The organism is Brevundimonas mediterranea (genome assembly GCF_011064825.1).
Taxonomy (GTDB): Bacteria; Pseudomonadota; Alphaproteobacteria; order Caulobacterales; family Caulobacteraceae; genus Brevundimonas; species Brevundimonas mediterranea_A.
Genome location: NZ_CP048751.1, coordinates 25,293 through 44,790, shown reverse-complemented (window position 1 = coordinate 44,790; position 19,498 = coordinate 25,293). Strand labels below are relative to the sequence as shown.

The 19,498-nt window shown below is 67.5% G+C and carries 20 protein-coding genes; 10 read left to right on the top strand and 10 right to left on the bottom strand.

Going from position 1 to position 19,498, the window contains the following annotated elements; translation table 11 throughout:
• Nucleotides 1-43: 43 nt before the first annotated feature.
• The 8 genes from GYM46_RS00245 to rpsF form a co-directional block, all read right to left on the bottom strand.
• On the bottom strand, nt 44-295 hold the full coding sequence (locus tag GYM46_RS00245) for a hypothetical protein (protein ID WP_008260004.1): 252 nt from the start codon (nt 293-295) through the stop codon (nt 44-46).
• A gap of 45 nt (nt 296-340) precedes the next feature.
• A complete protein-coding gene (locus GYM46_RS00240; protein WP_008259562.1) occupies nt 341-1,831 on the bottom strand; it encodes a replicative DNA helicase in 1,491 nt (496 codons plus the stop codon).
• Between the two features lie 110 nt (nt 1,832-1,941).
• A complete protein-coding gene (locus GYM46_RS00235) occupies nt 1,942-2,331 on the bottom strand; it encodes a hypothetical protein (protein WP_154726155.1) in 390 nt (129 codons plus the stop codon).
• An 80-nt stretch (nt 2,332-2,411) separates the two neighbouring features.
• The gene (locus GYM46_RS00230; protein WP_008259522.1) at nt 2,412-2,777 is read right to left on the bottom strand and encodes a hypothetical protein; all 366 of its coding nucleotides are present in this window, start codon (nt 2,775-2,777) and stop codon (nt 2,412-2,414) included.
• Nucleotides 2,778-2,939: 162 nt separating this feature from the next.
• Nucleotides 2,940-5,408 (bottom strand): TonB-dependent receptor plug domain-containing protein, encoded by a 2,469-nt coding sequence (locus GYM46_RS00225; protein ID WP_008262273.1) that lies wholly within the window; start codon nt 5,406-5,408, stop codon nt 2,940-2,942.
• 335 nt (nt 5,409-5,743) lie between these two features.
• Complete coding sequence (rplI, locus tag GYM46_RS00220; protein WP_008261897.1) at nt 5,744-6,328, bottom strand: 50S ribosomal protein L9; 585 nt, start codon at nt 6,326-6,328, stop codon at nt 5,744-5,746.
• A 1-nt stretch (nt 6,329) separates the two neighbouring features.
• The gene (gene rpsR / locus GYM46_RS00215) at nt 6,330-6,608 is read right to left on the bottom strand and encodes a 30S ribosomal protein S18 (protein WP_008259463.1); all 279 of its coding nucleotides are present in this window, start codon (nt 6,606-6,608) and stop codon (nt 6,330-6,332) included.
• A 12-nt stretch (nt 6,609-6,620) separates the two neighbouring features.
• On the bottom strand, nt 6,621-7,007 hold the full coding sequence (gene rpsF / locus GYM46_RS00210; protein WP_040349448.1) for a 30S ribosomal protein S6: 387 nt from the start codon (nt 7,005-7,007) through the stop codon (nt 6,621-6,623).
• Between the two features lie 374 nt (nt 7,008-7,381).
• Here rpsF and GYM46_RS00205 point away from each other — a divergent pair, with 374 nt between their 5' ends.
• The 7 genes from GYM46_RS00205 to GYM46_RS00175 all read left to right on the top strand — a co-directional run bounded on the left by GYM46_RS00205 (nt 7,382) and on the right by GYM46_RS00175 (nt 15,012).
• On the top strand, nt 7,382-8,974 hold the full coding sequence (locus GYM46_RS00205) for a carboxyl transferase domain-containing protein (protein WP_164952568.1): 1,593 nt from the start codon (nt 7,382-7,384) through the stop codon (nt 8,972-8,974).
• Between the two features lie 51 nt (nt 8,975-9,025).
• Nucleotides 9,026-9,925 (top strand): enoyl-CoA hydratase-related protein, encoded by a 900-nt coding sequence (locus tag GYM46_RS00200; protein ID WP_040350026.1) that lies wholly within the window; start codon nt 9,026-9,028, stop codon nt 9,923-9,925.
• 755 nt (nt 9,926-10,680) lie between these two features.
• Nucleotides 10,681-12,084, top strand: coding sequence for a Do family serine endopeptidase (locus GYM46_RS00195; protein ID WP_008263970.1), 1,404 nt, complete (start codon nt 10,681-10,683; stop codon nt 12,082-12,084).
• A gap of 39 nt (nt 12,085-12,123) precedes the next feature.
• Nucleotides 12,124-12,330 carry a hypothetical protein gene (locus tag GYM46_RS00190; protein WP_008262576.1) on the top strand — a complete coding sequence of 69 codons (207 nt, stop codon included), beginning with the start codon at nt 12,124-12,126 and terminating at the stop codon, nt 12,328-12,330.
• A 70-nt stretch (nt 12,331-12,400) separates the two neighbouring features.
• The gene (locus tag GYM46_RS00185; RefSeq protein ID WP_008263533.1) at nt 12,401-13,729 is read left to right on the top strand and encodes a replication-associated recombination protein A; all 1,329 of its coding nucleotides are present in this window, start codon (nt 12,401-12,403) and stop codon (nt 13,727-13,729) included.
• A gap of 16 nt (nt 13,730-13,745) precedes the next feature.
• Entirely contained in the window at nt 13,746-14,471 is a 726-nt protein-coding gene (locus GYM46_RS00180; protein WP_008263483.1) for an RluA family pseudouridine synthase, read from the top strand.
• Nucleotides 14,472-14,523: 52 nt separating this feature from the next.
• The gene (locus tag GYM46_RS00175; RefSeq protein WP_040349454.1) at nt 14,524-15,012 is read left to right on the top strand and encodes a CC0125/CC1285 family lipoprotein; all 489 of its coding nucleotides are present in this window, start codon (nt 14,524-14,526) and stop codon (nt 15,010-15,012) included.
• On the opposite strand, the gene GYM46_RS00170 is transcribed toward GYM46_RS00175, so the two are convergent.
• Nucleotides 15,013-16,209, bottom strand: a complete 1,197-nt coding sequence (locus GYM46_RS00170) for a hypothetical protein (protein WP_008260753.1) — start codon at nt 16,207-16,209, stop codon at nt 15,013-15,015. It lies immediately after the preceding gene.
• Nucleotides 16,210-16,353: 144 nt separating this feature from the next.
• On the opposite strand from GYM46_RS00170, the gene crcB reads away from it, so the two are divergent.
• From crcB to GYM46_RS00155, 3 genes are read left to right on the top strand one after another with little or no spacing between them, the layout of a single operon-like run.
• The gene (crcB, locus tag GYM46_RS00165) at nt 16,354-16,749 is read left to right on the top strand and encodes a fluoride efflux transporter CrcB (RefSeq protein WP_008263747.1); all 396 of its coding nucleotides are present in this window, start codon (nt 16,354-16,356) and stop codon (nt 16,747-16,749) included.
• Nucleotides 16,746-17,771, top strand: a complete 1,026-nt coding sequence (locus GYM46_RS00160; protein WP_008262531.1) for an RluA family pseudouridine synthase — start codon at nt 16,746-16,748, stop codon at nt 17,769-17,771. The genes crcB and GYM46_RS00160 overlap by 4 nt, the downstream gene beginning before the upstream one ends.
• Complete coding sequence (locus tag GYM46_RS00155) at nt 17,768-18,547, top strand: ATP12 family chaperone protein (RefSeq protein WP_008258999.1); 780 nt, start codon at nt 17,768-17,770, stop codon at nt 18,545-18,547. Before GYM46_RS00160 ends, GYM46_RS00155 begins: the two co-directional genes overlap by 4 nt.
• Here the strand turns inward: GYM46_RS00155 and GYM46_RS00150 are convergent.
• Nucleotides 18,531-19,310: a pseudouridine synthase gene (locus GYM46_RS00150; RefSeq protein ID WP_008259609.1), complete on the bottom strand. Its 780-nt coding sequence runs from the start codon at nt 19,308-19,310 to the stop codon at nt 18,531-18,533. The two genes, GYM46_RS00155 and GYM46_RS00150, sit on opposite strands and share 17 nt — an antisense overlap.
• Between the last annotated feature and the right edge of the window lie 188 nt (nt 19,311-19,498).

The following is a 19,498-nucleotide window of genomic DNA, read 5'->3' as shown; positions in this document are numbered from 1 at the left end:
CCTTATTGGCGCAACTTCCCGACGATGGAAGGCCTGACGCCGATCAATCCTCGTCGCTGAACGGCGGGGGCAGTCGTCCGGACTTGAAGATGATGGTCGGCTGTTCGTCGTAGTCGCCCATCTCGGTGTCCGCCGAGACGGAAAAGGCCACCACGCCCAGCCGCAGGGGCGCCATGCGCTCGGCCTTGCGCCGCGCCTCCTCGGCGTCCTTGCAGCCCACCTGCGGCTCGGCCTTCAGCCCCTTGCCGCGCCCCTGCACATAGGTCTGGAGAATATAGACGGTTTCGCTGGCCATCCGCACCCAAGGGGCCTGTTCGCGGCCCAGGTCAACCGCCGGCCTCTATTCGTAGCTGACTTCCTCATAGCCGTGCGCCAGGTTGCCGAACCGCACCGTCTCGGCGTCGAAGGCCAGTTTGACGATGCCGATGGGGCCGTGGCGCTGCTTGCCGATGACGACCTCGGCCTGGCCTTGCAGCCGGTCCATGTCCTGCTGCCATTGCAGGTGTTCCTCGGTGCCTTCGCGCGGCTCGGCCCGGCCCAGGTAGTAGCTTTCGCGATAGACGAACATCACGCAGTCGGCGTCCTGCTCGATCGAGCCGGATTCGCGCAGGTCGGACAACTGCGGCCGCTTGTCCTCGCGCTGCTCCACCTGACGCGACAGCTGCGACAGGGCGATGATCGGCACCGACAGTTCCTTGGCCAGGGCCTTCAGGCCGCCGGTGATCTCGGACACCTCCTGCACCCGGTTCTTCTGACCGCCGCTGTCGCCGGTCGTGACCAGTTGAAGATAGTCGACGATGATCAGGTCCAGCCCGTGCTCCATCCGCTTCAGCCGCCGCGCCCGGGCCGCCAGCTTCGACATGGACAAACCGCCGGTGGCGTCGATGTAGAGGGGGCTCTCGCCGATCTCGACCGCCGCGTCGCGCAGCTTGCCGAAGTCGGTGGCGTCGATCTCGCCCTTGCGCAGCTTGTCGGAGGACACGCCCGAAGCGTCGGCCAGGATCCGCATGGCCAGCTGTTCGGCGCTCATTTCCAGCGAATAGAAGGCCACCACACCGCCGTTGACCGTCTTGCGGCCCTCCGGCGTCGGTTCCCACTGATAGGCGCGCGCCACATTGAAGGCCATGTTGGTCGCCAGGGCCGTCTTGCCCATCGACGGACGGCCGGCGAGGATCAGCAGGTCGGAGGGGTGCAACCCGCCCAGTTTCCGATCCAGATCGTTCAATCCTGTCGCCAACCCGGCCAGCTTGCCTTCGCGCTGATAGGCTTCGGCCGCCATCTGAACGGCGCCGGACAGGGCGTGGGAAAAGCTGACGAAACCGGACGACGGCTTGCCGGTCTCGGCGAGCGAATACAGGGTCTGTTCCGCCTGTTCGATCTGTTCGTCGGCGGGCGTCTCCGGGTTGGGCGCCTCCTTGATGATCTCCCCGCCGATGCGGATCAGATCGCGGCGCAGGGCCGTGTCATAGACCACCCGCGCATAGTCCGGCGCATTGGCCGCCGGCGGCGCCCGGTCGACCAGGTCGGCGAAATAGCGCAGGCCGCCGAACTCCTGGAAGGCCGGATCCTGCTTGAACCGTTCCATCAGAATGGTGGGTTCGGCCAGCATCCCTTGTCGGATATGATCCTCGATCGCCTCGAACAGCCGCTGGTGGAAGGGCTCGTAGAAATGCGAGCCCCGCAGACGGTCGCTCAGGCGTTCGAACACGCCGTTGTCGAACATCAGCGCGCCCAGCAGCGCCTGTTCCGCCTCCAGATTGTGGGGCATCGAGCTGACGCCGCTGGAGTCCATCGGCGAGGACGAGAAGGGCATGGGGGCGAACGCGTTCATTGTCTTAACGCTCTAGCCCTGACACGCGCCTGCGTCAGTCGTGGACGTCGCTTCGACCGTGGACAGATCGTCCACCCTGTGGGCGAACGGGAATTCCTCAGTCGGGGCGATCAGGCGCCGGCGGTCAAGACTGCCATGGCGAAGATCCAGAACGTCCATTTCAGCCCGATCGCCTGACAGGCCGCTCGACCGCGCGATACGGGGCGCTCCAGCAGATAGGCGCCGGTCACGACGCCCCATATCCAGCTTGAGACCGCCAATCCCAGCCAGCCGTTATTCCAATGGATTCCGATGACATAGACGGCGAAACCCGCTGCGACGCCCGGCCAGGCGCGTTTCAGGAACCGTTGCGACAGTTCTATCGGAACGAGGGTGAACAGCGCAGCCTCGGCGGTCATCAGGGCCAGGCCCAGTGCGAACAGGGCGGCGGGATGAAGTCCCTCCGGCGTCTGCACGGCGTCGACCTCATCCGGCCCCAGAATCAGCCCGAGCCCGGTCAAGCCGCCCACTATCAGCAGCGCGCCTCCGATGAATATGATCGCGGATCGAGGCGCGGACGTTCGCACCGTCCTGCCTTGGGTCATGCGGGGCAGGGATATTTCTCGGCCATCCACTCGCGCACGGCCTGGGTCGTGCTGATGCCGCGCCGCTCGGCGGGGATGGCGTTGAACCGGGCCAGAATGGCGTCGGCTGACAGGCCGACCTTGTCCGGCATACAGGTGGCCGAGCGGCGACCGGCCGCTGTGGCCGCCGTCTGTTCCGCGCGCACCGTCTGCACCGCCCCGCGAAACTCGCCCATCAGCCGCCGGGTGTCGGACCGCAACAGGGCGGTGGGGTTGCGGGGAATGCCGTTCGCCGTCGTCAGAAACTCCTGCACCGTCATGGCCTGAGCCGCCCCGGCGACAAGCGACAGGGCCAAGGCCCCCGCGATGATCCTGGTCTTCATTGATCCCCTCCGAACAAGAGGGCCAGATTAAGCGGCGATATGTGGCGCAACGGCGGCGCGAATCTCGTGGGGTTCTGAAGCTTCGGTAATGTTTCCGCTCGGCATTCTCATCACGAAAAAGGAGCGCTCTCACGAGCGCCCCTTTCGTTGCTCCAGATTGGATCAGAAGCTGTAGCTGAGCCGCGCGTACAGGAACCGACCGTTGAAGCCGAACGGCGAATAGCTGGGGAAGCCCACCGACCCGGTCGCCCCGTTCAGGGCCGCCGGCGTATATTCCGGATACTCGTCGAACAGGTTGTTCACCCCCACCGCCAGACCGACCCCGTATGGGAACTGATAGCGGCCTTCCAGGTCGATCAGGGTCTTGTCGCCGGTCTCATAGTCCAGGCTGGCGGCGTTGTTGGCGACCAGGACACTGGCGTAATAGGTCGCCTTGGCCGACACGCCGAAACCGCCCAGGCTCCAGTCGATCCCGCCGACCACCTTGGTCTTGGGCGTGCCCTCCTCGAACGCCAGGATGTTGGACCGGTCGAACAGGAAGAAATCCGACGTCGGAATGCCGATGGAGGGCGTCTCCGGCGTCTTGTCCACCGTCGTCTCGTTGTAGTTTCCGGCCAGGGTGAAATCGAACCGGCCGAGCGTGTCTGTCGGCAGGCGATACCGACCGACCACGTCGATTCCCTTGGTCGTCGTGTCGACGCCGTTCAGGAAGAAGCGGGCGGCGCTGACGCCGAAGGGCGCCAGCAGGGTCTGGACCGCCGTGGTGGTCGCAGCCGACTGGCTGGGGCGCGTCGTCCCCAGGCTCTCGGAATAGATGATCCGGTCTTCAAGCTCGATCTGATAGGCGTCGATGGTCAGTTCGAATCCGCCGGACCGGAACACCGCCCCCACCGAATAGTTGACCGAGGTCTCGGGCTCGAGCGGCTTGGAGCCGAGGGCCAGGGCTACGGGGTCGTCCACGCGGAAGGTGCCGGCCTGGATCAGGCTGGTCACGGGCAGGCCGCCGATCAACTGGGTCACCAGATTGGTGGCGGTATAGCTGAAATACTGCTGCTGCAGGGCCGGGGCGTGGAAGCCGGTGGAGACCGCGCCGCGCAGGGCGAAGGCCGGCGAGAAGTCGTAGCGCGCCGAGACCTTGCCGGTGAACTGGTCGCCGAAATCGGAATAGTCTTCGTAACGGCCGGCCACGCCGACCGTCAGCCCCTGGGTCAGCTTGCCTTCCAGATCGACATAGGCGCTCCAGTTGTTGCGGTCCTCGTCCGCCGCATTGGCCGGCGAGAAGCCGGGGAAGCCCTGGGCTCCGCCGCCGCCGGCGCTGGGTCCGCGATTGTAGGAGGCGGGCTCACCGGCATAGACCTCGAAACGCTCGGTCCGGTATTCGACCCCGAAGGCCAGATTGACCGGTTCGATCAGCCCGAACTCCAGCGGCCTGACGCCATCGACGCCCAGCGTCAGTTGGTCGTACTTCAGCCCCCCGGCCTCGAACTCCTGCTGCGACGCCGCGCCATACGAAGCGTTCAGCGAGTTGGTGACGCGATAGTCCAGCACATTTCGCCCGTAGCCGACCGAGACGTCCCAATCGATCCCGGCCGCCTCGCCCTTGACCCCGCCGTACAGGTTGTAGTCGACGATCTGGGTGTTGATCAGCGGCAGGAAGCCGTTGGGATAGATGGCCAGGACATTGTTGGCGTTGTTGTAGGCGCGGGCGGTCGCGCCGGATTCGCTTTCCTTGTGCTGGATGCCGCCGAAGGCATAGGTCTCCCAGTCGGCGTTGATCGGCTTGCCGGCGTTGAACCACAGCGACTGGGATTCCACCGCCGGATCGCCGAACCGGCCCAGGACCGTGTTCGTGGACGTATTGCCGACCACGGCCGATGGCGCGGCGTAGTCCGAACGGTTGGTCGGATCGCGTTTCTGCAGTTCGCCCGATACGGTGACGAACCCGTCCTCGCCCAACGGCAGGCCGATCCAGCCGGCCAGGGACGTCTGTTCGCCGTCCGTGGCCTCGTGCGATCCGCGCGCGGTGTCGTATTCGGTGTCGTAACGCCCATGGTTCAGCGTCAGGCCGCCGCCGTCGCGGGCCTGGCGCAGACGCAGGTTGATCACGCCGGCGATGGCGTCGGAGCCGTACTGGGCCGAGGCGCCGTCGCGCAGCACCTCGACGGAGCCCAGGGCGACCGAGGGAATGGTGTTCAGATCGAAGGCCGTGGATCCGCGTCCCAGGGCGCCGTTCACATTGACCAAGGCGCCGACGTGGCCCCGCTGTCCGTTGATCAGCACCAGGGTCTGGTCAGGGGCCAGACCGCGCAGGGTCGCCGGGCGGACGTGGTCGGAACCGTCCGAGATGGCGGGGCGGGGGAAGTTGATCGACGGAGCGGCGGCGGCCAGGGCGGCGGCGGTCTCCGTACCCGTCCCGCTGCGGGTCAGGGTCTCGCCGGTGATCACGTCCACGGGAGCGATCGTGTCCAGGCGGGTTCGACCAATGGCGCGGGTGCCGGTCACCACGATCTCGCCGATGTCGGCGGCGTCCTCCGCCGGTGTCGCCTCCTGGGCGAAGGCGAGCGGCGCGGACATCAGCGCGCTGGTGGAGACAAAGGCCAACAAGACGGAACGACCGGAATTCAGCTTCATGACTATCCCCAAACGACAGCGGCCTGTTGGGAGGGGCGGCGACCGGCCACGATTTCGACACCCTGGCTGGGATGAAAGGCGCAATAAATTGGTCGCGCCGTCGACAAATCTCAGCCTTAGTTGAGAGTGTTCACCGCTGTTTACGTCGGTCAAGAAAGGAGTTTGCGCAAACTCTCATCGCCGCCCCAAACCTTCGTGGCTGTTGCAAACTTGTCATGGATTGCGTGAAGGCGCGCCCGGCCTCCTGCCGAGGGCCCACGCAGCAAAAAGGGCGCGTTCCTTGCGGAACGCGCCCCTGATGTTTCCGGCGATCCGGCCTCGAAAGGCCGGCGGGATCAGGCTTCGTCGCCGAAGCCTTCCTGTTGACCGGCGCCGCCTTCGATCAGTTCCTGGGCCGATTGCTCGGCGGCCTGGCGCTCATCGTCGAACTGGCTGCGGATCACGTCCTCGCCCTTGGCTTGACGCTCGGCTTCATCCATCGAACGGGCGATGTTGATCTTGACCGATGCGCGGACCTCGGCGTGCAGGCGAACCGGCACTTCGTGGACGCCCAGGTTCTTGATCGCCGTGTTCAGGACGATTTGCGAACGCTCGACCTTGCCGCCTTCGGCCTGGATGGCCTCGGCGACGTCGCGGCCGGCGACCGAACCGTACAGGTGACCGGTTTCACCGGCCTGACGGATCATGATGTAGGTCTGGCCGTCGATCTTGTCGGCGACCTTCTGTGCATCGGCCTTGTTCTTCTCGTTGCGTTGCTCGATGGCGACGCGGTCGAGTTCGAACGCCTTCAGGTTGGCGGCGGTGGCCCGACGGGCCTTGTCGCGCGGCAGAAGGAAGTTACGGGCGAAGCCGTCCTTGACGGACACGACGTCGCCGATGGCGCCGAGATTCTCGACGCGTTCCAGCAGAACGACCTTCATCTTACTTCACCACATACGGCAGGAGGGCCAGATAGCGGGCGCGCTTGATGGCCTTGGCCAGTTCGCGTTGCTTCTTCTGGGAGACGGCGGTGATGCGCGAAGGCACGATCTTGCCGCGTTCGGAGACGTAACGCTGCAGCAGCTTCACGTCCTTGTAGTCGATCTTCGGCGCATTGGCGCCCGAGAACGGGCAGACCTTGCGGCGGCGATAGAAGGGGCGGCGGCCGGCGGCGCCGGAGCCGGCCGGGGCGCCCGGGGTCGGGGCGGTGGTGTCGGTCATGTTCCGGTTTCCTTATTCGGCGTCAGCGGCGGCGTCGTCGCGCGGGGTGCGCTCGCGCTCACGCTCGCGTTCACGCTCGCGGCGGGCCAGCAGCGGCGACAGTTCCAGGTCGAGTTCCTCGACGCGGACGGTCAGCCAACGCAGCACGTCTTCGTTGATGCCCAGCTGACGCTCGACTTCGGCCATGGCGGCCGGAGGGGCGTCGACGGCCAGCAGCGAATAGTGAGCCTTGCGGTTCTTCTTCACGCGGTACGTCAGGTTGCGCAGACCCCAGTACTCGATCTTGGCGACGGAACCGCCACCTTGCACGATCAGGTCCTTGATGGTGTCGTTCAGCGCTTCGGCCTGCTGCGCCGAGATATCCTGGCGCGTCATGACCGTGTGCTCGTAAAGAGCCATGCGGTAGTCTCCCTTGTGGGCGTCGGCGTGGAAACGACCGGGTAAGTCGATCCCCACGATGGCTCCTGGCGCGGCGGCCGGACCGAACGTCCAACCCTTTGGTGTTCCACGACAGGACCGAAGCCCTGGAAAGGCGGGGCCTATAGGGGAAAAGGGGGCGATGCGCAACATTTCTCCCTCCCCCGCGGGGGAGGGTGGTCGAGCCGCAGGCGAGACCGGGTGGGGAGGGCGGGGCGACCCATCACAGATCTGTCCCGATTCCGGCAGTGCGCCCCTGCCGGGCCGCCCCCGCCCCGTCGCTGCGCGACGCCCCTCCCCGGAGCGGGGAGGGAGAATTCCTTGTGACGTCCCGCGACCCCGCCTAAACCAACCCCATGCCGAAGTTGACGTCCGCGGTCGATCCGCAAAGCCCCAAATACAAGTCCCTGCACGCGCACAACAGCGCCCTGGTCGCCGAACTGCGCGACCATGTGGCCCACGCCGCGCGCGGCGGGTCAGACAAGTCGCGCGAACGGCATGTGGCCCGCGGCAAGCTGCTGCCCCGCGACCGGGTCGAGCGGCTGCTGGATCCCGGCTCGCCCTTCCTGGAGATCGGCCAGTTGGCCGCCCACGCCATGTACGACGGCGAAGCCCCGGCCGCCGGCGTGATCGCGGGGATCGGCCGCGTCTCGGGTCGCGAGGTGATGATCGTCGCCAACGACCCGACGGTTAAAGGCGGCGCCTACTTCCCCATGACGGTGAAGAAGCACCTGCGCGCCCAGGAGATAGCCGAGCAGAACCGCCTGCCGTGCGTCTATCTGGTGGACTCTGGCGGGGCCAACCTGCCGCACCAGGCCGAGGTCTTCCCCGACCGCGACCACTTCGGCCGCATCTTCTTCAACCAGGCCCGGATGAGCGCCAAGGGCATCGCCCAGATCGCCTGTGTCATGGGTCTGTCCACCGCCGGCGGCGCCTATGTGCCGGCCATGTCGGACGAGACGATCATCGTGCGGAACCAGGGCGCCATCTTCCTGGCCGGCCCGCCCCTGGTGAAGGCCGCCACCGGCGAGGTCATTTCGGCCGAGGAACTGGGCGGGGCCGAGACCCATGGCCGTCGTTCGGGCGTGGTCGACCATGTGGCCGAGAATGACGAACACGCGCTGGAGATCGTCCGCTCCATCGTCGCCAATCTGAACACGACCAAGTCCGTGGACATGGACGTGCGCGAACCTCGCGCCCCGGCCTTCGCCGCCGAAGAGCTGTACGGCCTGATCCCCGACGACGTCCGGGCCCCCTATGACGTGCGCGAGGTCATCGCCCGCCTGGTCGACGGCTCCGAGTTCGACGAGTTCAAGACCCTGTACGGCCCGACCCTGGTCTGCGGTTTCGCCCGCATCTGGGGCTATCCGGTCGCCATCCTGGCCAACAACGGCGTCATCTTCTCCGAAAGCGCCCAGAAGGGCGCCCACTTCATCGAACTGGCCTGCAAGCGCAAGATTCCGCTGCTGTTCCTGCAGAACATCTCGGGGTTCATGGTCGGCGGCAAATACGAGGCCGGCGGCATCGCCAAGGACGGCGCCAAGCTGGTGACCGCCGTCGCCAGCGCCGAAGTGCCCAAGTTCACCGTCCTGATCGGCGGCAGTTTCGGGGCCGGAAACTACGGCATGTGCGGCCGCGCCTATTCTCCGCGCTTCCTCTTCACCTGGCCCAACAGCCGGATCGGCGTGATGGGCGGGGAACAGGCGGCGTCGGTGCTGGCCACCGTCCACCGCGACGCCGAGACCTGGAGCGCGGAAGACGCCGAGGCCTTCAAGGCCCCGATCCGCCAGAAATACGAGGACGAAGGCAATCCCTATTACGCCACCGCCCGCCTGTGGGACGACGGCGTCATCGACCCGGCCCAGACCCGCGACGTCCTGGGCCTGGCCATTTCCGCCAGCCTGAACGCCCCGATCCCGGAGACCACGTTCGGCCTGTTCCGGATGTAACCTATTCTTCCGCCCCCCGTTGCAACACGGACCCTCAGTTTGGAGATGACCATGGCCGATCAACCCACCGACGCCGACCTCAACGCCCTGGACGTCACCGACGCCGAGGAAGCCGAGATCAACCGCATCGCCCATCCGCTGCTGGCCGACGCCGCGCCGGACGCCAATGACGACCTGGTGCGGATCGACGCCACCAGCGACGGGGTGGTCTTCATCACCCTGGACCGGCCCGAGAAGAAGAACGCCTTCGACGCCGCCACCATCGCCGCCCTGCATGAGGCGTTCGAGACCCTGCACGGCGCCGACCACGTCCGCCTGGTCTTCATCCGCGGCGCGGGCGGCACCTTCAGCGCCGGGGCCGATCTGAACTGGATGCGCGACGCCGCCGACTGGTCCGAGGCCGACAATCGCGACGACGCCCTGGGTCTGGCCCGGATGCTGAAGGCCCTGCACGACGTCCCCGCCCTGACCGTCGCCCTGGTCGAGGGCGCCGCCATGGGCGGCGGGGCCGGCATCGTCGCCGCCTGCGACATGGCCGTGGCGGTCGAGGGCGCGCGTTTCGCCTTTTCCGAGGTCAAGCTGGGCCTGATCCCCGCGACCATCGCCCCCTATGTCATCGAGGCCATCGGCGCGCGGCGCGCGCGCCAGCTGTTCCTGACCGGCAACAGTTTCGACGCCGACTACGCCGCCCACGCCGGCCTGATCGACCTGGTCCTGCCCGAGGGTTCGGTGGATGAGTTCGTCGCCATGCTGACCGACAGCCTCAGCGGCAACGCTCCCGGCGCCATGGGCGAGGCAAAACGCCTGGTCAACGACATCGCCGGCCACAAGATCGACAGCGGCCTCTTGGACGACACCGCCAAACGCATCGCCCGCGCCCGCGTCTCCCCCGAGGGCCAGGAAGGCGTCCGCGCCTTCCTGGACAAGCGCAAACCCGACTGGGCGGTTTAGGGGCAGGGCAAGCCTCACAGGCCCCCTCCGTCTCGCCGGCTTCGCCGGCGATCCACCTCCCCCAAGGGGGGAGGAATGCGAGCACCGAAATCCTCCCCCCTTGGGGGAGGTGGCGCGGCGCGGAGCGCCGTGACGGAGGGGGCCCGAACGGCGCCAACTGTCACAATGACGCTGGTCTCACCCCAGCGATTCCAACCCCTTGCCAGATTCTCGCCCCGACTTTCCAGCCAGGGCTCCCCCACTCCCTATAATCAGCCTCGGTCTCGTCGCTTGGAGGGCTCGCTTGGCCTGCGACCTTGCGGCGGCGGGAGCGGATGGAACGGGAGCGGGGGTGCAACTCCCCCGCGCCGGCGGCGTCTCAGGACGTCGGCGGAGGGTCGAGGGGGATACTCGATCGCACTCGGGACGGTTCTTCGCAGGGACCGCCGACCCGTCGCAGGCTTATGGGGTTAGGCGATAAGACCGCCACCGCTCGGCGCTCCGAGCTTGCAGACCAACCATTCGCGCGGGGCGTCAAACCTTCGTCGAAACGGTATTTCTAGATCAAACTCCGGGCGAAGGCCCGGCGCCCCGCCCAGCCCTCCGCTTCCAAAGGGCCTCCAACTCCGCCGAAGGGACGGAGCGCCTCCGTTCGTCTGCACGACGCTGTGGGAACGGGCTGAAAGCTTGTCCGTTGATGTCGCGCCGACGCCTTGATCCGGCCCGAAACACGGTGCGGTATGGTGTGGCTTGAAGCCTGTTCTCCTCGGATGATTATGCAGACCCGATCGATCGTGCTCGTCGCCGCCCTGGCCCTGTCGGCCTGCGGCAACCCCACCAATTCCAAGGCGCAGGAGGGCGAGTTCGCCCAGCCGACGCGCACCGCGCCCAGCGATGCGGCGGGGATGAAGTCCAGCTTCGCGCCGGTGGTGCGATCCGCCGCCCCGGCCGTGGTCAATATCTCGGCCCGCAGCGTCCAGCGGGTCCAGGCCGATCCCTTCTTCCAGTTCTTCGGCGGCGGCATTCCCCAGGCGCGGGTGGCGGAATCGGTCGGGTCGGGCGTGATCGTCCGCTCGGACGGGATCGTCGTCACCAACAACCACGTCATCGACGGCGCCCAGCAGATCAAGGTCGTGCTGAACGACCGGCGCGAGTTTCCCGCCACCGTCATCCTGGCCGACGAGCGCAGCGACATCGCCGTGCTGCGGCTGGAGAACGTCAGCGACCGGCTGCCGGTCCTGGCCATCGACGATCAGGAAGAACAGCAGGTCGGCGATCTGGTCCTGGCCATCGGCAATCCGTTCGGCGTGGGCCAGACGGTGACCAACGGCATCATCTCGGCCCTGAACCGGACCGAGACCGGCATTTCCGACAGCGGCTCCTTCATCCAGACCGACGCGGCCATCAACCCCGGCAATTCGGGCGGCGCCCTGGTGGACATGGACGGCGACCTGATCGGCATCAACACCGCCATCTTCTCCCGCTCAGGCTCCTCGGCCGGGGTCGGGTTCGCCGTGCCCGCCGCCATGGTCAAGCGCGTGGTCGATTCGGCCCTGGGCGGCGCCAAGACCGTGGTCCGGCCGTGGCTGGGCGTAAAGGGCGACACCGTCACCGGCGACATCGCCGGCAGCCTGGGGCTCAGCCGGCCGCAGGGACTGGTCGTCACCGACGTCTACGCCAACGGTCCCGCCGCCCGCGCCGGCCTGCGCCAGGGCGATGTGATCACCGCCGTGGACGGTCAGGAGATCAACGACCAGAACGGGCTGAACTATCGCGTCGGCTCGCGCAATCCGAACGACCAGGTCCAGGTCGCCATCCTGCGCGACGGCCGGCCCCAGACCCTGACCGCGCGGGTCCAGACCCTGCCCGGCGACGCCGACCCCCGCCAGGGCGTCGTGATCCAGTCCGGCCCCTTCGCCGGGGCCCAGGTCGTGGCCCTGAACCCGGCCCTGGCCGACCGCCTGGGCGGCGACCCGTTCGCCACGGGCGTCATCGTCACCGGCGTGTCGGGCCGGGGCTACGCCGCCCGCGCCGGCTTCCGCCAGAACGACCTGATCGTCAGCATCAACGGCCGCGCGATAGCCTCGGCGCGCGACGTCGAAGCCGCCGGCGCCGGTCGCGGCCCGTGGGAAATCGTGGTCAATCGCGGCGGGCGCCAGATTCGGGGCGTGTTGAGGTAAGGGGCTGGACACAGGTCTCGGCTGTGGGGATTGTGGCGCATGAGCGAGCCTTCAGCATTTGAGCTTTTCATCGGCGCCGTCGGCCTTGCTGCTTTGGTGCTCGGCGCCTGGAAGCTTGCCTCTTGGCTCGCCAAACGGGGGCACGGGATCAGGCCCGTCACCCATATGGATTACCTCATGACGCGGGTTGAGAAGCAGGCGGCCGAGAAGGAGCGGACGGCCGAACGTTCCGGTCGGGACGACTGAAGCGTCTTTCGCCGTCCGCCCACACAAACGGGTGAAAAGCCTTTGGCGAACGCCTACATAGGTCGCACTCATGACCGACCTGTTCGAAGCCTCCGGCATATTGCCGCCCGACGCCCCCCTGGCCGACCGTCTGCGCCCGCGCACGCTGGACGAGGTGGTGGGGCAGGATCATCTGCTGGGGCCGGGCGGGCCGATCCGCCGGATGATCGAGGCGGGGCGGCTGGGCTCGATGATCCTGTGGGGGCCGCCCGGCACCGGCAAGACCACCATCGCCCGGCTGCTGGCCCAGGCGGCGGGCTATGAATACCAGTCGATCAGCGCGGTCTTTTCCGGAGTCGCCGACCTGAAGAAGGCGTTCGAGGCGGCGCGGATGCGGCGGGCGGCGGGGCAGAGCACCCTGTTGTTCGTCGATGAGATCCACCGCTTCAACCGCGCCCAGCAGGACGGCTTCCTGCCCTTCGTCGAGGCCGGGGTCGTCACCCTGGTCGGGGCCACGACCGAGAACCCCAGTTTCGAGCTGAATGGGGCGCTGCTGTCGCGGTCGCAGGTCTATGTGCTGAAGCGGCTGGACGATGCGGCGCTGGATCAACTGTTGAGCCGCGCCGAGGCCCATATGGAAAGAGGCCTGCCGCTGTCGCCGGAAGCGCGCCAGGCCATGCTGGCCCTCGCCGACGGCGACGGGCGCTATCTGCTGACCATGTCGGAGGTGCTGTTCGACCTGCCTGAAGGCGAGATGCTGGACGTACAGGGGCTGGCGGCGGTCCTGCAACGCCGCGCCCCCGCCTATGACAAGAGCCGGGAAGAGCATTACAACCTCATCTCCGCCCTGCATAAATCGGTGCGCGGGTCGGACCCGGACGCGGCCCTGTACTGGCTGGCGCGGATGCTGAACGGGGGCGAGGATCCGCTGTATCTGGCGCGGCGGATCGTGCGGATGGCGGTCGAGGACATCGGCGAGGCGGACCCGCTGTCGATCCTGGTCGCCAATGCGGCCAAGGACACTTACGACTTCCTGGGCAGCCCCGAGGGCGAACTGGCCCTGGCCCAGGCCGTGGTCCACCTGGCCACTGCGCCGAAGTCGGTGGGGGTGTACGAAGCCTTCAAGGCGGCCAGGAAAGCGGCCTATGAGACGGGGTCGCTGACGCCCCCCGCCCATATCCGCAACGCCCCCACCAAGCTGATGAAGTCGCTGGGCTACGGCAAGGGCTACCAGTACGACCCGGACACGCCCGAGGGCTTCTCGGGCGCCAACTTCTTCCCCGACGAGATGGAACGTCGCACCTTCTACAAGCCCAAGGGCGAGGGGCATGAGGAGAAGGTCAAGGCGCGGCTGGAGCGTTGGGCCGAGATGCGGGCGCGGCTGGCCAAGGACGCGGCGGTGGACGGGGCGGGGGGCTGACCTCTAGAAGCCCCCGATGACTACCCGCACCCCCGTCGCCCTGTCCGAGGATGAGATCGCCGCCGTCCGGTCATGGGTGATCCACGAGGACGCTCATGTGATCGCTTTTTCAAAGCCGTCGGGCCTATCCAGCCAGGGCGGGCGGATCCAGGCGCATACGCTGGACGATCTGCTGTGGGCCTTCGCCCGGTCCAACGGCAAGCGGCCGGAGCTGGTGCATCGGCTGGACCGCGACACCTCGGGCGTGATCCTGGCGGCCAAGACCAAGCCGGCGGCGGGGTTCCTGGGTAAGGCCCTGCAGATGCGGCGGTTTCGCAAACAGTATCTGGCCCTGCTGTCCGCCGCGCCGGAGCCGGCGTCCGGGACCATCGACGCCCCGCTGCGGCGCGAGGAGATCGGGCGCGAGTCCTATATGCGGGTCGTCGCCTTCGACGCGCCCGGCGCCCAGGGCTCGCAGAGCCGATATCGGACCCTGGCCGCCAACGACCAGGGGGCGGTGGTCGAGCTGGAGCCGCTGACGGGGCGGATGCACCAGCTGCGGGTCCATATGGCCCATCTGGGTCGGCCGCTGATCGGGGATGTTCGCTATGGCGGGGCGTTGACGACAGAGGTTGGGCCGGCGCCGCGCCTGATGCTGCACGCCTTGAAACTGAGCTTTCCTCATCCCGAAGGCGGGACGACGACGGTGGAGGCGCCGCCGCCGGCCGATTTCGCGGGTTTGCGTTCGGCCTTGGGCCTCTAGACGGAACGCTCCGGCTCAAGCAACGCTATCTCCTCCAAAGGGAGACAACGCCATGAAGCGCCTCGCCATTCTCAGCCTCGCCGCCTCGACCCTGGCCCTGGCCGCCTGCGCCAGCCTGGCCCCCTACGGCGCCCAGCGCGCGCCGGGCGGGCAGGGCTATTCGGAGCAGAGGATCGAATCCAACCGTTACCGTGTCACCTACAACGGCGTCGGGGCGCCGGGCGCTGTCGCCGACTATGCGCTGGTGCGGGCCGCCGATCTGACCACGGACCAGGGCTATGACTGGTTTGAAGTGACCCAGAGCTGGACCGACGGCCGTCCCGGCGGCGCGGGCGGCGTGCGGCCCAGCGTCTCCATCGGCGGCGGATCCAGCCGATACGGCGGCTATTCGGCCTCGGGCGTCGGCGTGGGGTTGGGCCTGAACTTCAGCGGCCCCAGCCCGACCTCGACCTCGCTGGAGATCATCATGGGGCGGGGCCCAAAGCCCGACCGTCCGAACGCCTATGACGCCCGATCGGTCCAGGCCTCCATCCCGCGCTGATCAGCGCCCCCGCGTCAGGGCGCGGTATTCGACCAGCCGTTCCTTGTCGCGCCGCACCTGGTCGCCGACGGTGTTGTCCACGTCCAGCGACGCGTAGCGGACCCAGCCCTCGGCCCCCAGCTTGTCCTGGATCGCCTGGGCAGGCGTCTGCCAGCGGAAATAGGACAGCCAGGTCACGCCGCATGCCAGCAGGACGGCGATGATCTGAAGGATGCGGAAGCCGATCTCGTTGGCCGCCGGGGCGGGGAAGAAGATGAAGAAGATTAGCCAGATCACCAGCACGGCGGGCGTGGTGATCCGCCCGAACCAGCGCATCCAGTAGCGTTCCCGCCGCACGCGCCACAGCTCCATCTGGATGAACTTCTCCAGATATTCCATCCGCGCGCCGATCCACATGACCAGCCGGGTCAGATAGAGGGCGCGCTGGCCCCAGGCCTTGCCGTCCATCTGGTAGGTGGTCTCGGCCTGGTCCGACAGGGCGCGGGCGTTGGTGAACAGGTTCTGCAGTTCCCGCGTCCGCTGCACGATCTCGCGCGACAGCTCGTAGGAGTCGTTCTCCAGCCGGAACCGGTACTGGATGAACAGAATGGTCGAGACGCCGAAGAAGATCCCGCCCGTGACGAGCATGGCCAGGAGGCCCAGGCCCAGACCGGCGGGTTGCCCGCCGGCCCATTCGGCGAACAGGGTCGGTCCCATTTCGGCCAGGACGGCGAAGGCGATCAGGGCCAGCACCTGGGTCAGGCGCTTGACGCCGACATGGACGCACAGGGCGCGGAAGATGCGTCGGCCATAGGCGTGAACCCGACCGCGGATGTCGCGGTCCGCCGGGAACCGTTCCTCGATCTGGCGCGCGAACAGGACGTGGAAACGGTCCGGCTTCTTCTCGTTCTCCCAGAAGGGAAAGATATCGAGCGGCTGGTTAAAATAGAGGTCGATATTGCCCGATATCTTGGCGATCGAGGCGTCGTCCAGGGTGAAGTAATCGCTCTCCTGAATGGGGCGCAGCACGCCTTCGTCGGACACGGCTGGGGTGTCGGTAGGCGTCGGGTTCGGCGGCGCGGCGCGCGCCGTCTCGGGCGCATCGGCGGGGGCCAGATCGTGCGGCTGCTCGACCGGCTGCGGTTCGGGTTCCGGGGAGGGCGGCGGCGACGTCATGGTCGGCGCGATCACCGGGCTCTGGCTGTCTTCCTGCGACATGACGTGGCTTCCCCCAACCCGCTGACGGTTCGTCTCGGATATCGCCGTTAACCCTGTCGCAGGGCAAGTGAAGTTTCAGTCAGACGGCCACGAACGCGCAGGATGCTTCGCTTTCGGCGAAGGCGGCGTATATAGCGCCGGATCATGACACGGTTTCTTCTCGTCGCCGCCGGGGGCGCGCTCGGTTCGATGGCGCGCTATGGCCTCGTCCTCTTGATGTCCCGGCTGACGCCCGGCGCCGGCTGGCCGCTGGCGACCTTTACGGCCAATGTGCTGGGCGGTCTGGCCATGGGGCTGCTGGTCGGCTGGCTCGCCTTCAGGGGCGATGCGCACCAGGAGACGATCCGCCTGTTCGCCGCCGTCGGCGTGCTGGGCGGGTTCACCACCTTCTCGACCTATTCGCTTGAGGCGGCGCTGATGCTGGAACGTCGCGACTACGGACTGGCTGCGGCCTATATCGTCGGTTCGGTGGTCCTGGCCGTCGTCGCCCTGTTTATCGGCATGGTGGTCGCCCGCCGCGCCTTCGGAGCCGCCATTTGACCGACCAGCCGCCCATCGAGGACGCGCCCAAGCGCGAAGTCCTGACCATCTACGTCGCCGAGGACGAGGACGGCATCCGCCTGGACCGCTGGTTCCGCAGGCGTTGGCCGCATCTGTCGAACATCCAGGTGCAGAAGATGGCCCGCAGCGGCCAGATCCGCGTGGACGGCGCCCGCATCAAGCCGGAAGGCCGCCTGACCGCCGGCGCCGCCGTGCGCGTGCCGCCGATCCCGGACGACACCTCGCGTCAGGCCGGGGATCTGCACACCCTGTCGGAACGCGACATCGCCTTCGCCAAGTCGCTGGTCCTCTATGAGGACGACATGGTCATCGCCATCAACAAGCCGCACGGCCTGGCGGTTCAGGGCGGCACCAAGACCAGCCGCCACGTCGACCGCCTACTGTCGGCCTGGGGGGAGGGGATGGATCGTCCGCGCCTGGTCCACCGCCTGGACCGCGACACCTCGGGCGTCCTCCTGCTGGGCAAGGGGCCGGAGGCGGCCAAGCGTCTGGCCGGCGCCTTCGCTCGTCGTCAGGCCAAGAAGACCTACTGGGCCATCGTGATCGGCAATCCGAAACCCTATTCGGGCCAGATCGACATGCCGTTGAAGAAGACCGGCATCAACGACTTCGAGATGATGCGCCCGGCCGACCGCAAGGACCCCAAGGCCGAACCAGCCGAGACGGCCTTCAGCACCATTTCCCGCGCCTCGCATCGCGCCGCCTGGATGGCCCTGCGTCCCTTCACCGGCCGGACCCACCAGCTGCGCGCCCATATGGCCGGGATCGGCCACCCGATCCTGGGCGATCCCAAATACGGGGATGAGAAATCCAGGGAGTTGTCCGGCCCGCTGAAGCTGCAGCTCCACGCCCGCAGCATCGAGCTGGATCACCCGCGCGGCGGCCTGCTGAAGGTCACGGCGCCCCTGAGCCCCGAAATGAAAGCCGGCTTCGCCCACTTCGGCTTCTCCGAGGATGAGGCTGAGGACGATCCCTTCCTGGGCGTGAAGAGAATTCGATGAGCCATATTCCCCCGCTCGATCCCATGGTCGCCGCCCGTAAGGGGTTCCGCGAGACCGAGGAGACGGTGCGTCGCTTCTGGACGGCCGTCTCGGTCGGGCCGCATGCAGCCCATTCGTCTGAGGGGGGCGGCTGGGCCGTGCTGCTGGACGGACGTACGCCCCAGACGCCGGCCAAGGCGCCGCTGGTGCTGCCGACGGAGGCCGCCGCGCAGTTGGTCGCCGAGGAATGGGCTGCGCAGGGTGAGATCGTCGAGCCGTCGACCATGCCGGCGACCCGGCTGGCCTCAACCGCCATCGACCGCATCGGCCAGGCGCGTGAGCCGGTTGCGGAAGAGATCGCCGCCTACGCCGGGTCGGACGTGGTCTGCTACCTGGCCGAACATCCGACGCCGCTGGTCGAGCGCCAGCGCCGTGAATGGGGGCCGTGGCGCGATTGGGCGGCCCGCGAGATGGGGGTGGCTCTGGAGCCAGTCGCGGGCATCGTGCATCGGCCCCAGTCGCCCGACGCCATCGCGCGGGTGAAGGCGCACGCGATGGCGATGGACGATTTCCGCCTGACGGGCCTTGCGACCGCCGTGCCGCTGCTCGGGTCGGCGGTGCTGGCCTTGGCCGTCGAGCAGGGCGCGCTGGCAGGCGGCGCGGCGTTTGAACTGTCGCGGATCGACGAACTGTTTCAGGAGGAGCAGTGGGGCGTGGACGCGGAAGCCGCCGAACGCACCCAGGCCCGCCGCGCCGAGGCGGAACTATTGGACCGGTGGTTCAGGACGTTGGACTAGCCGTCGAGGCGGCGATGAGCGCGGCGCGTTCCTGATCGGTCAGGTGACGCCAGCGACCTTCGGGCAGGTCGCCTATCTCCAGCGGGCCGATGCGGATACGGTACAGGTCGACGACCTCAAGCCCGACCAATTCGCACATGCGGCGGATCTGGCGGTACTTGCCCTCGGTCAGGACGAAGCGCAGGCGCTGAGGCTCGATCTGGGTGACGCGGGCGGGCTTGAGCGGCTTGTCGTTCAGCACCAGGCCGTGGCGCAGGCGGCTGAGCTTGGCTTCGGTGATCACGCCGTCGACGACGACGAGATATTCCTTGTCGAGTTCGGACGCCGGCCCGATCACCGCCTTGGCCACGACGCCGTCCGACGACAGCAGCAGCAGGCCGCGGGAGTCTTCGTCCAGCCGGCCGATGGGGGGCAGGGAGGCGTCGCGGGCGGGGGTCTCGCCCTCGCCGATGCGGTTGGGGATCTTCAGCAGGCGCACGGCGGGAATCTTGCCCGGATCCGGCTGGCCCGAAACGTAGCCGACCGGCTTGTGCAGAACCAGGGTCATGCCCGAGGCCAGGGCTTGCTGGGCCGTGTCGTTCAGCGTCAGCGTCTGGCCCGGCTCGATCTTGCGGCCGGCGTCGCTGATGGTCTCGCCGTCGATGGAGACTAAGCCTTCGGCGATCAGGCTCTCGGCTTCGCGGCGCGAACAGACGCCGGTCTGGCCCAGCCATTTGTTTACGCGGACGGGTTCGTCGCCGTCATAGGTGCGGGTGAAGGCCATCGGATTCCGTCGCTCGATCAATGCCGCTGTCTAGGGCCGGGCGCCGATGCGAGCAAGCGGGTCAAGGCCGTCAGGATCACTCTGCGCACATGCGGGGGTGTCCAAGGTTGATCCTGCCGGATTTTTCACTATATCAGGCGGCATTCCACAAACGATCCAGAGTGCGGGACGACCATGGTCGGACCCGT

Bases quoted from the DNA above. Each gene is read 5' to 3' on its own strand.
- GYM46_RS00230 (WP_008259522.1), bottom strand. From the start codon at position 2,777: ATGAAGACCAGGATCATCGCGGGGGCCTTGGCCCTGTCGCTTGTCGCC.
- GYM46_RS00190 (WP_008262576.1), top strand. From the start codon at position 12,124: ATGAGCGAGCCTTCAGCATTTGAGCTTTTCATCGGCGCCGTCGGCCTT.
- GYM46_RS00185 (WP_008263533.1), top strand. From the start codon at position 12,401: ATGACCGACCTGTTCGAAGCCTCCGGCATATTGCCGCCCGACGCCCCC.
- rpsF (WP_040349448.1), bottom strand. From the start codon at position 7,007: ATGGCTCTTTACGAGCACACGGTCATGACGCGCCAGGATATCTCGGCG.
- GYM46_RS00150 (WP_008259609.1), bottom strand. From the start codon at position 19,310: ATGGCCTTCACCCGCACCTATGACGGCGACGAACCCGTCCGCGTAAAC.
- GYM46_RS00200 (WP_040350026.1), top strand. From the start codon at position 9,026: ATGGCCGATCAACCCACCGACGCCGACCTCAACGCCCTGGACGTCACC.
- GYM46_RS00155 (WP_008258999.1), top strand. From the start codon at position 17,768: ATGAGCCATATTCCCCCGCTCGATCCCATGGTCGCCGCCCGTAAGGGG.
- GYM46_RS00175 (WP_040349454.1), top strand. From the start codon at position 14,524: ATGAAGCGCCTCGCCATTCTCAGCCTCGCCGCCTCGACCCTGGCCCTG.
- rplI (WP_008261897.1), bottom strand. From the start codon at position 6,328: ATGAAGGTCGTTCTGCTGGAACGCGTCGAGAATCTCGGCGCCATCGGC.
- crcB (WP_008263747.1), top strand. From the start codon at position 16,354: ATGACACGGTTTCTTCTCGTCGCCGCCGGGGGCGCGCTCGGTTCGATG.
- rpsR (WP_008259463.1), bottom strand. From the start codon at position 6,608: ATGACCGACACCACCGCCCCGACCCCGGGCGCCCCGGCCGGCTCCGGC.
- GYM46_RS00195 (WP_008263970.1), top strand. From the start codon at position 10,681: ATGCAGACCCGATCGATCGTGCTCGTCGCCGCCCTGGCCCTGTCGGCC.
- GYM46_RS00180 (WP_008263483.1), top strand. From the start codon at position 13,746: ATGACTACCCGCACCCCCGTCGCCCTGTCCGAGGATGAGATCGCCGCC.
- GYM46_RS00225 (WP_008262273.1), bottom strand. From the start codon at position 5,408: ATGAAGCTGAATTCCGGTCGTTCCGTCTTGTTGGCCTTTGTCTCCACC.
- GYM46_RS00205 (WP_164952568.1), top strand. From the start codon at position 7,382: ATGCCGAAGTTGACGTCCGCGGTCGATCCGCAAAGCCCCAAATACAAG.
- GYM46_RS00245 (WP_008260004.1), bottom strand. From the start codon at position 295: ATGGCCAGCGAAACCGTCTATATTCTCCAGACCTATGTGCAGGGGCGC.
- GYM46_RS00240 (WP_008259562.1), bottom strand. From the start codon at position 1,831: ATGAACGCGTTCGCCCCCATGCCCTTCTCGTCCTCGCCGATGGACTCC.
- GYM46_RS00170 (WP_008260753.1), bottom strand. From the start codon at position 16,209: ATGTCGCAGGAAGACAGCCAGAGCCCGGTGATCGCGCCGACCATGACG.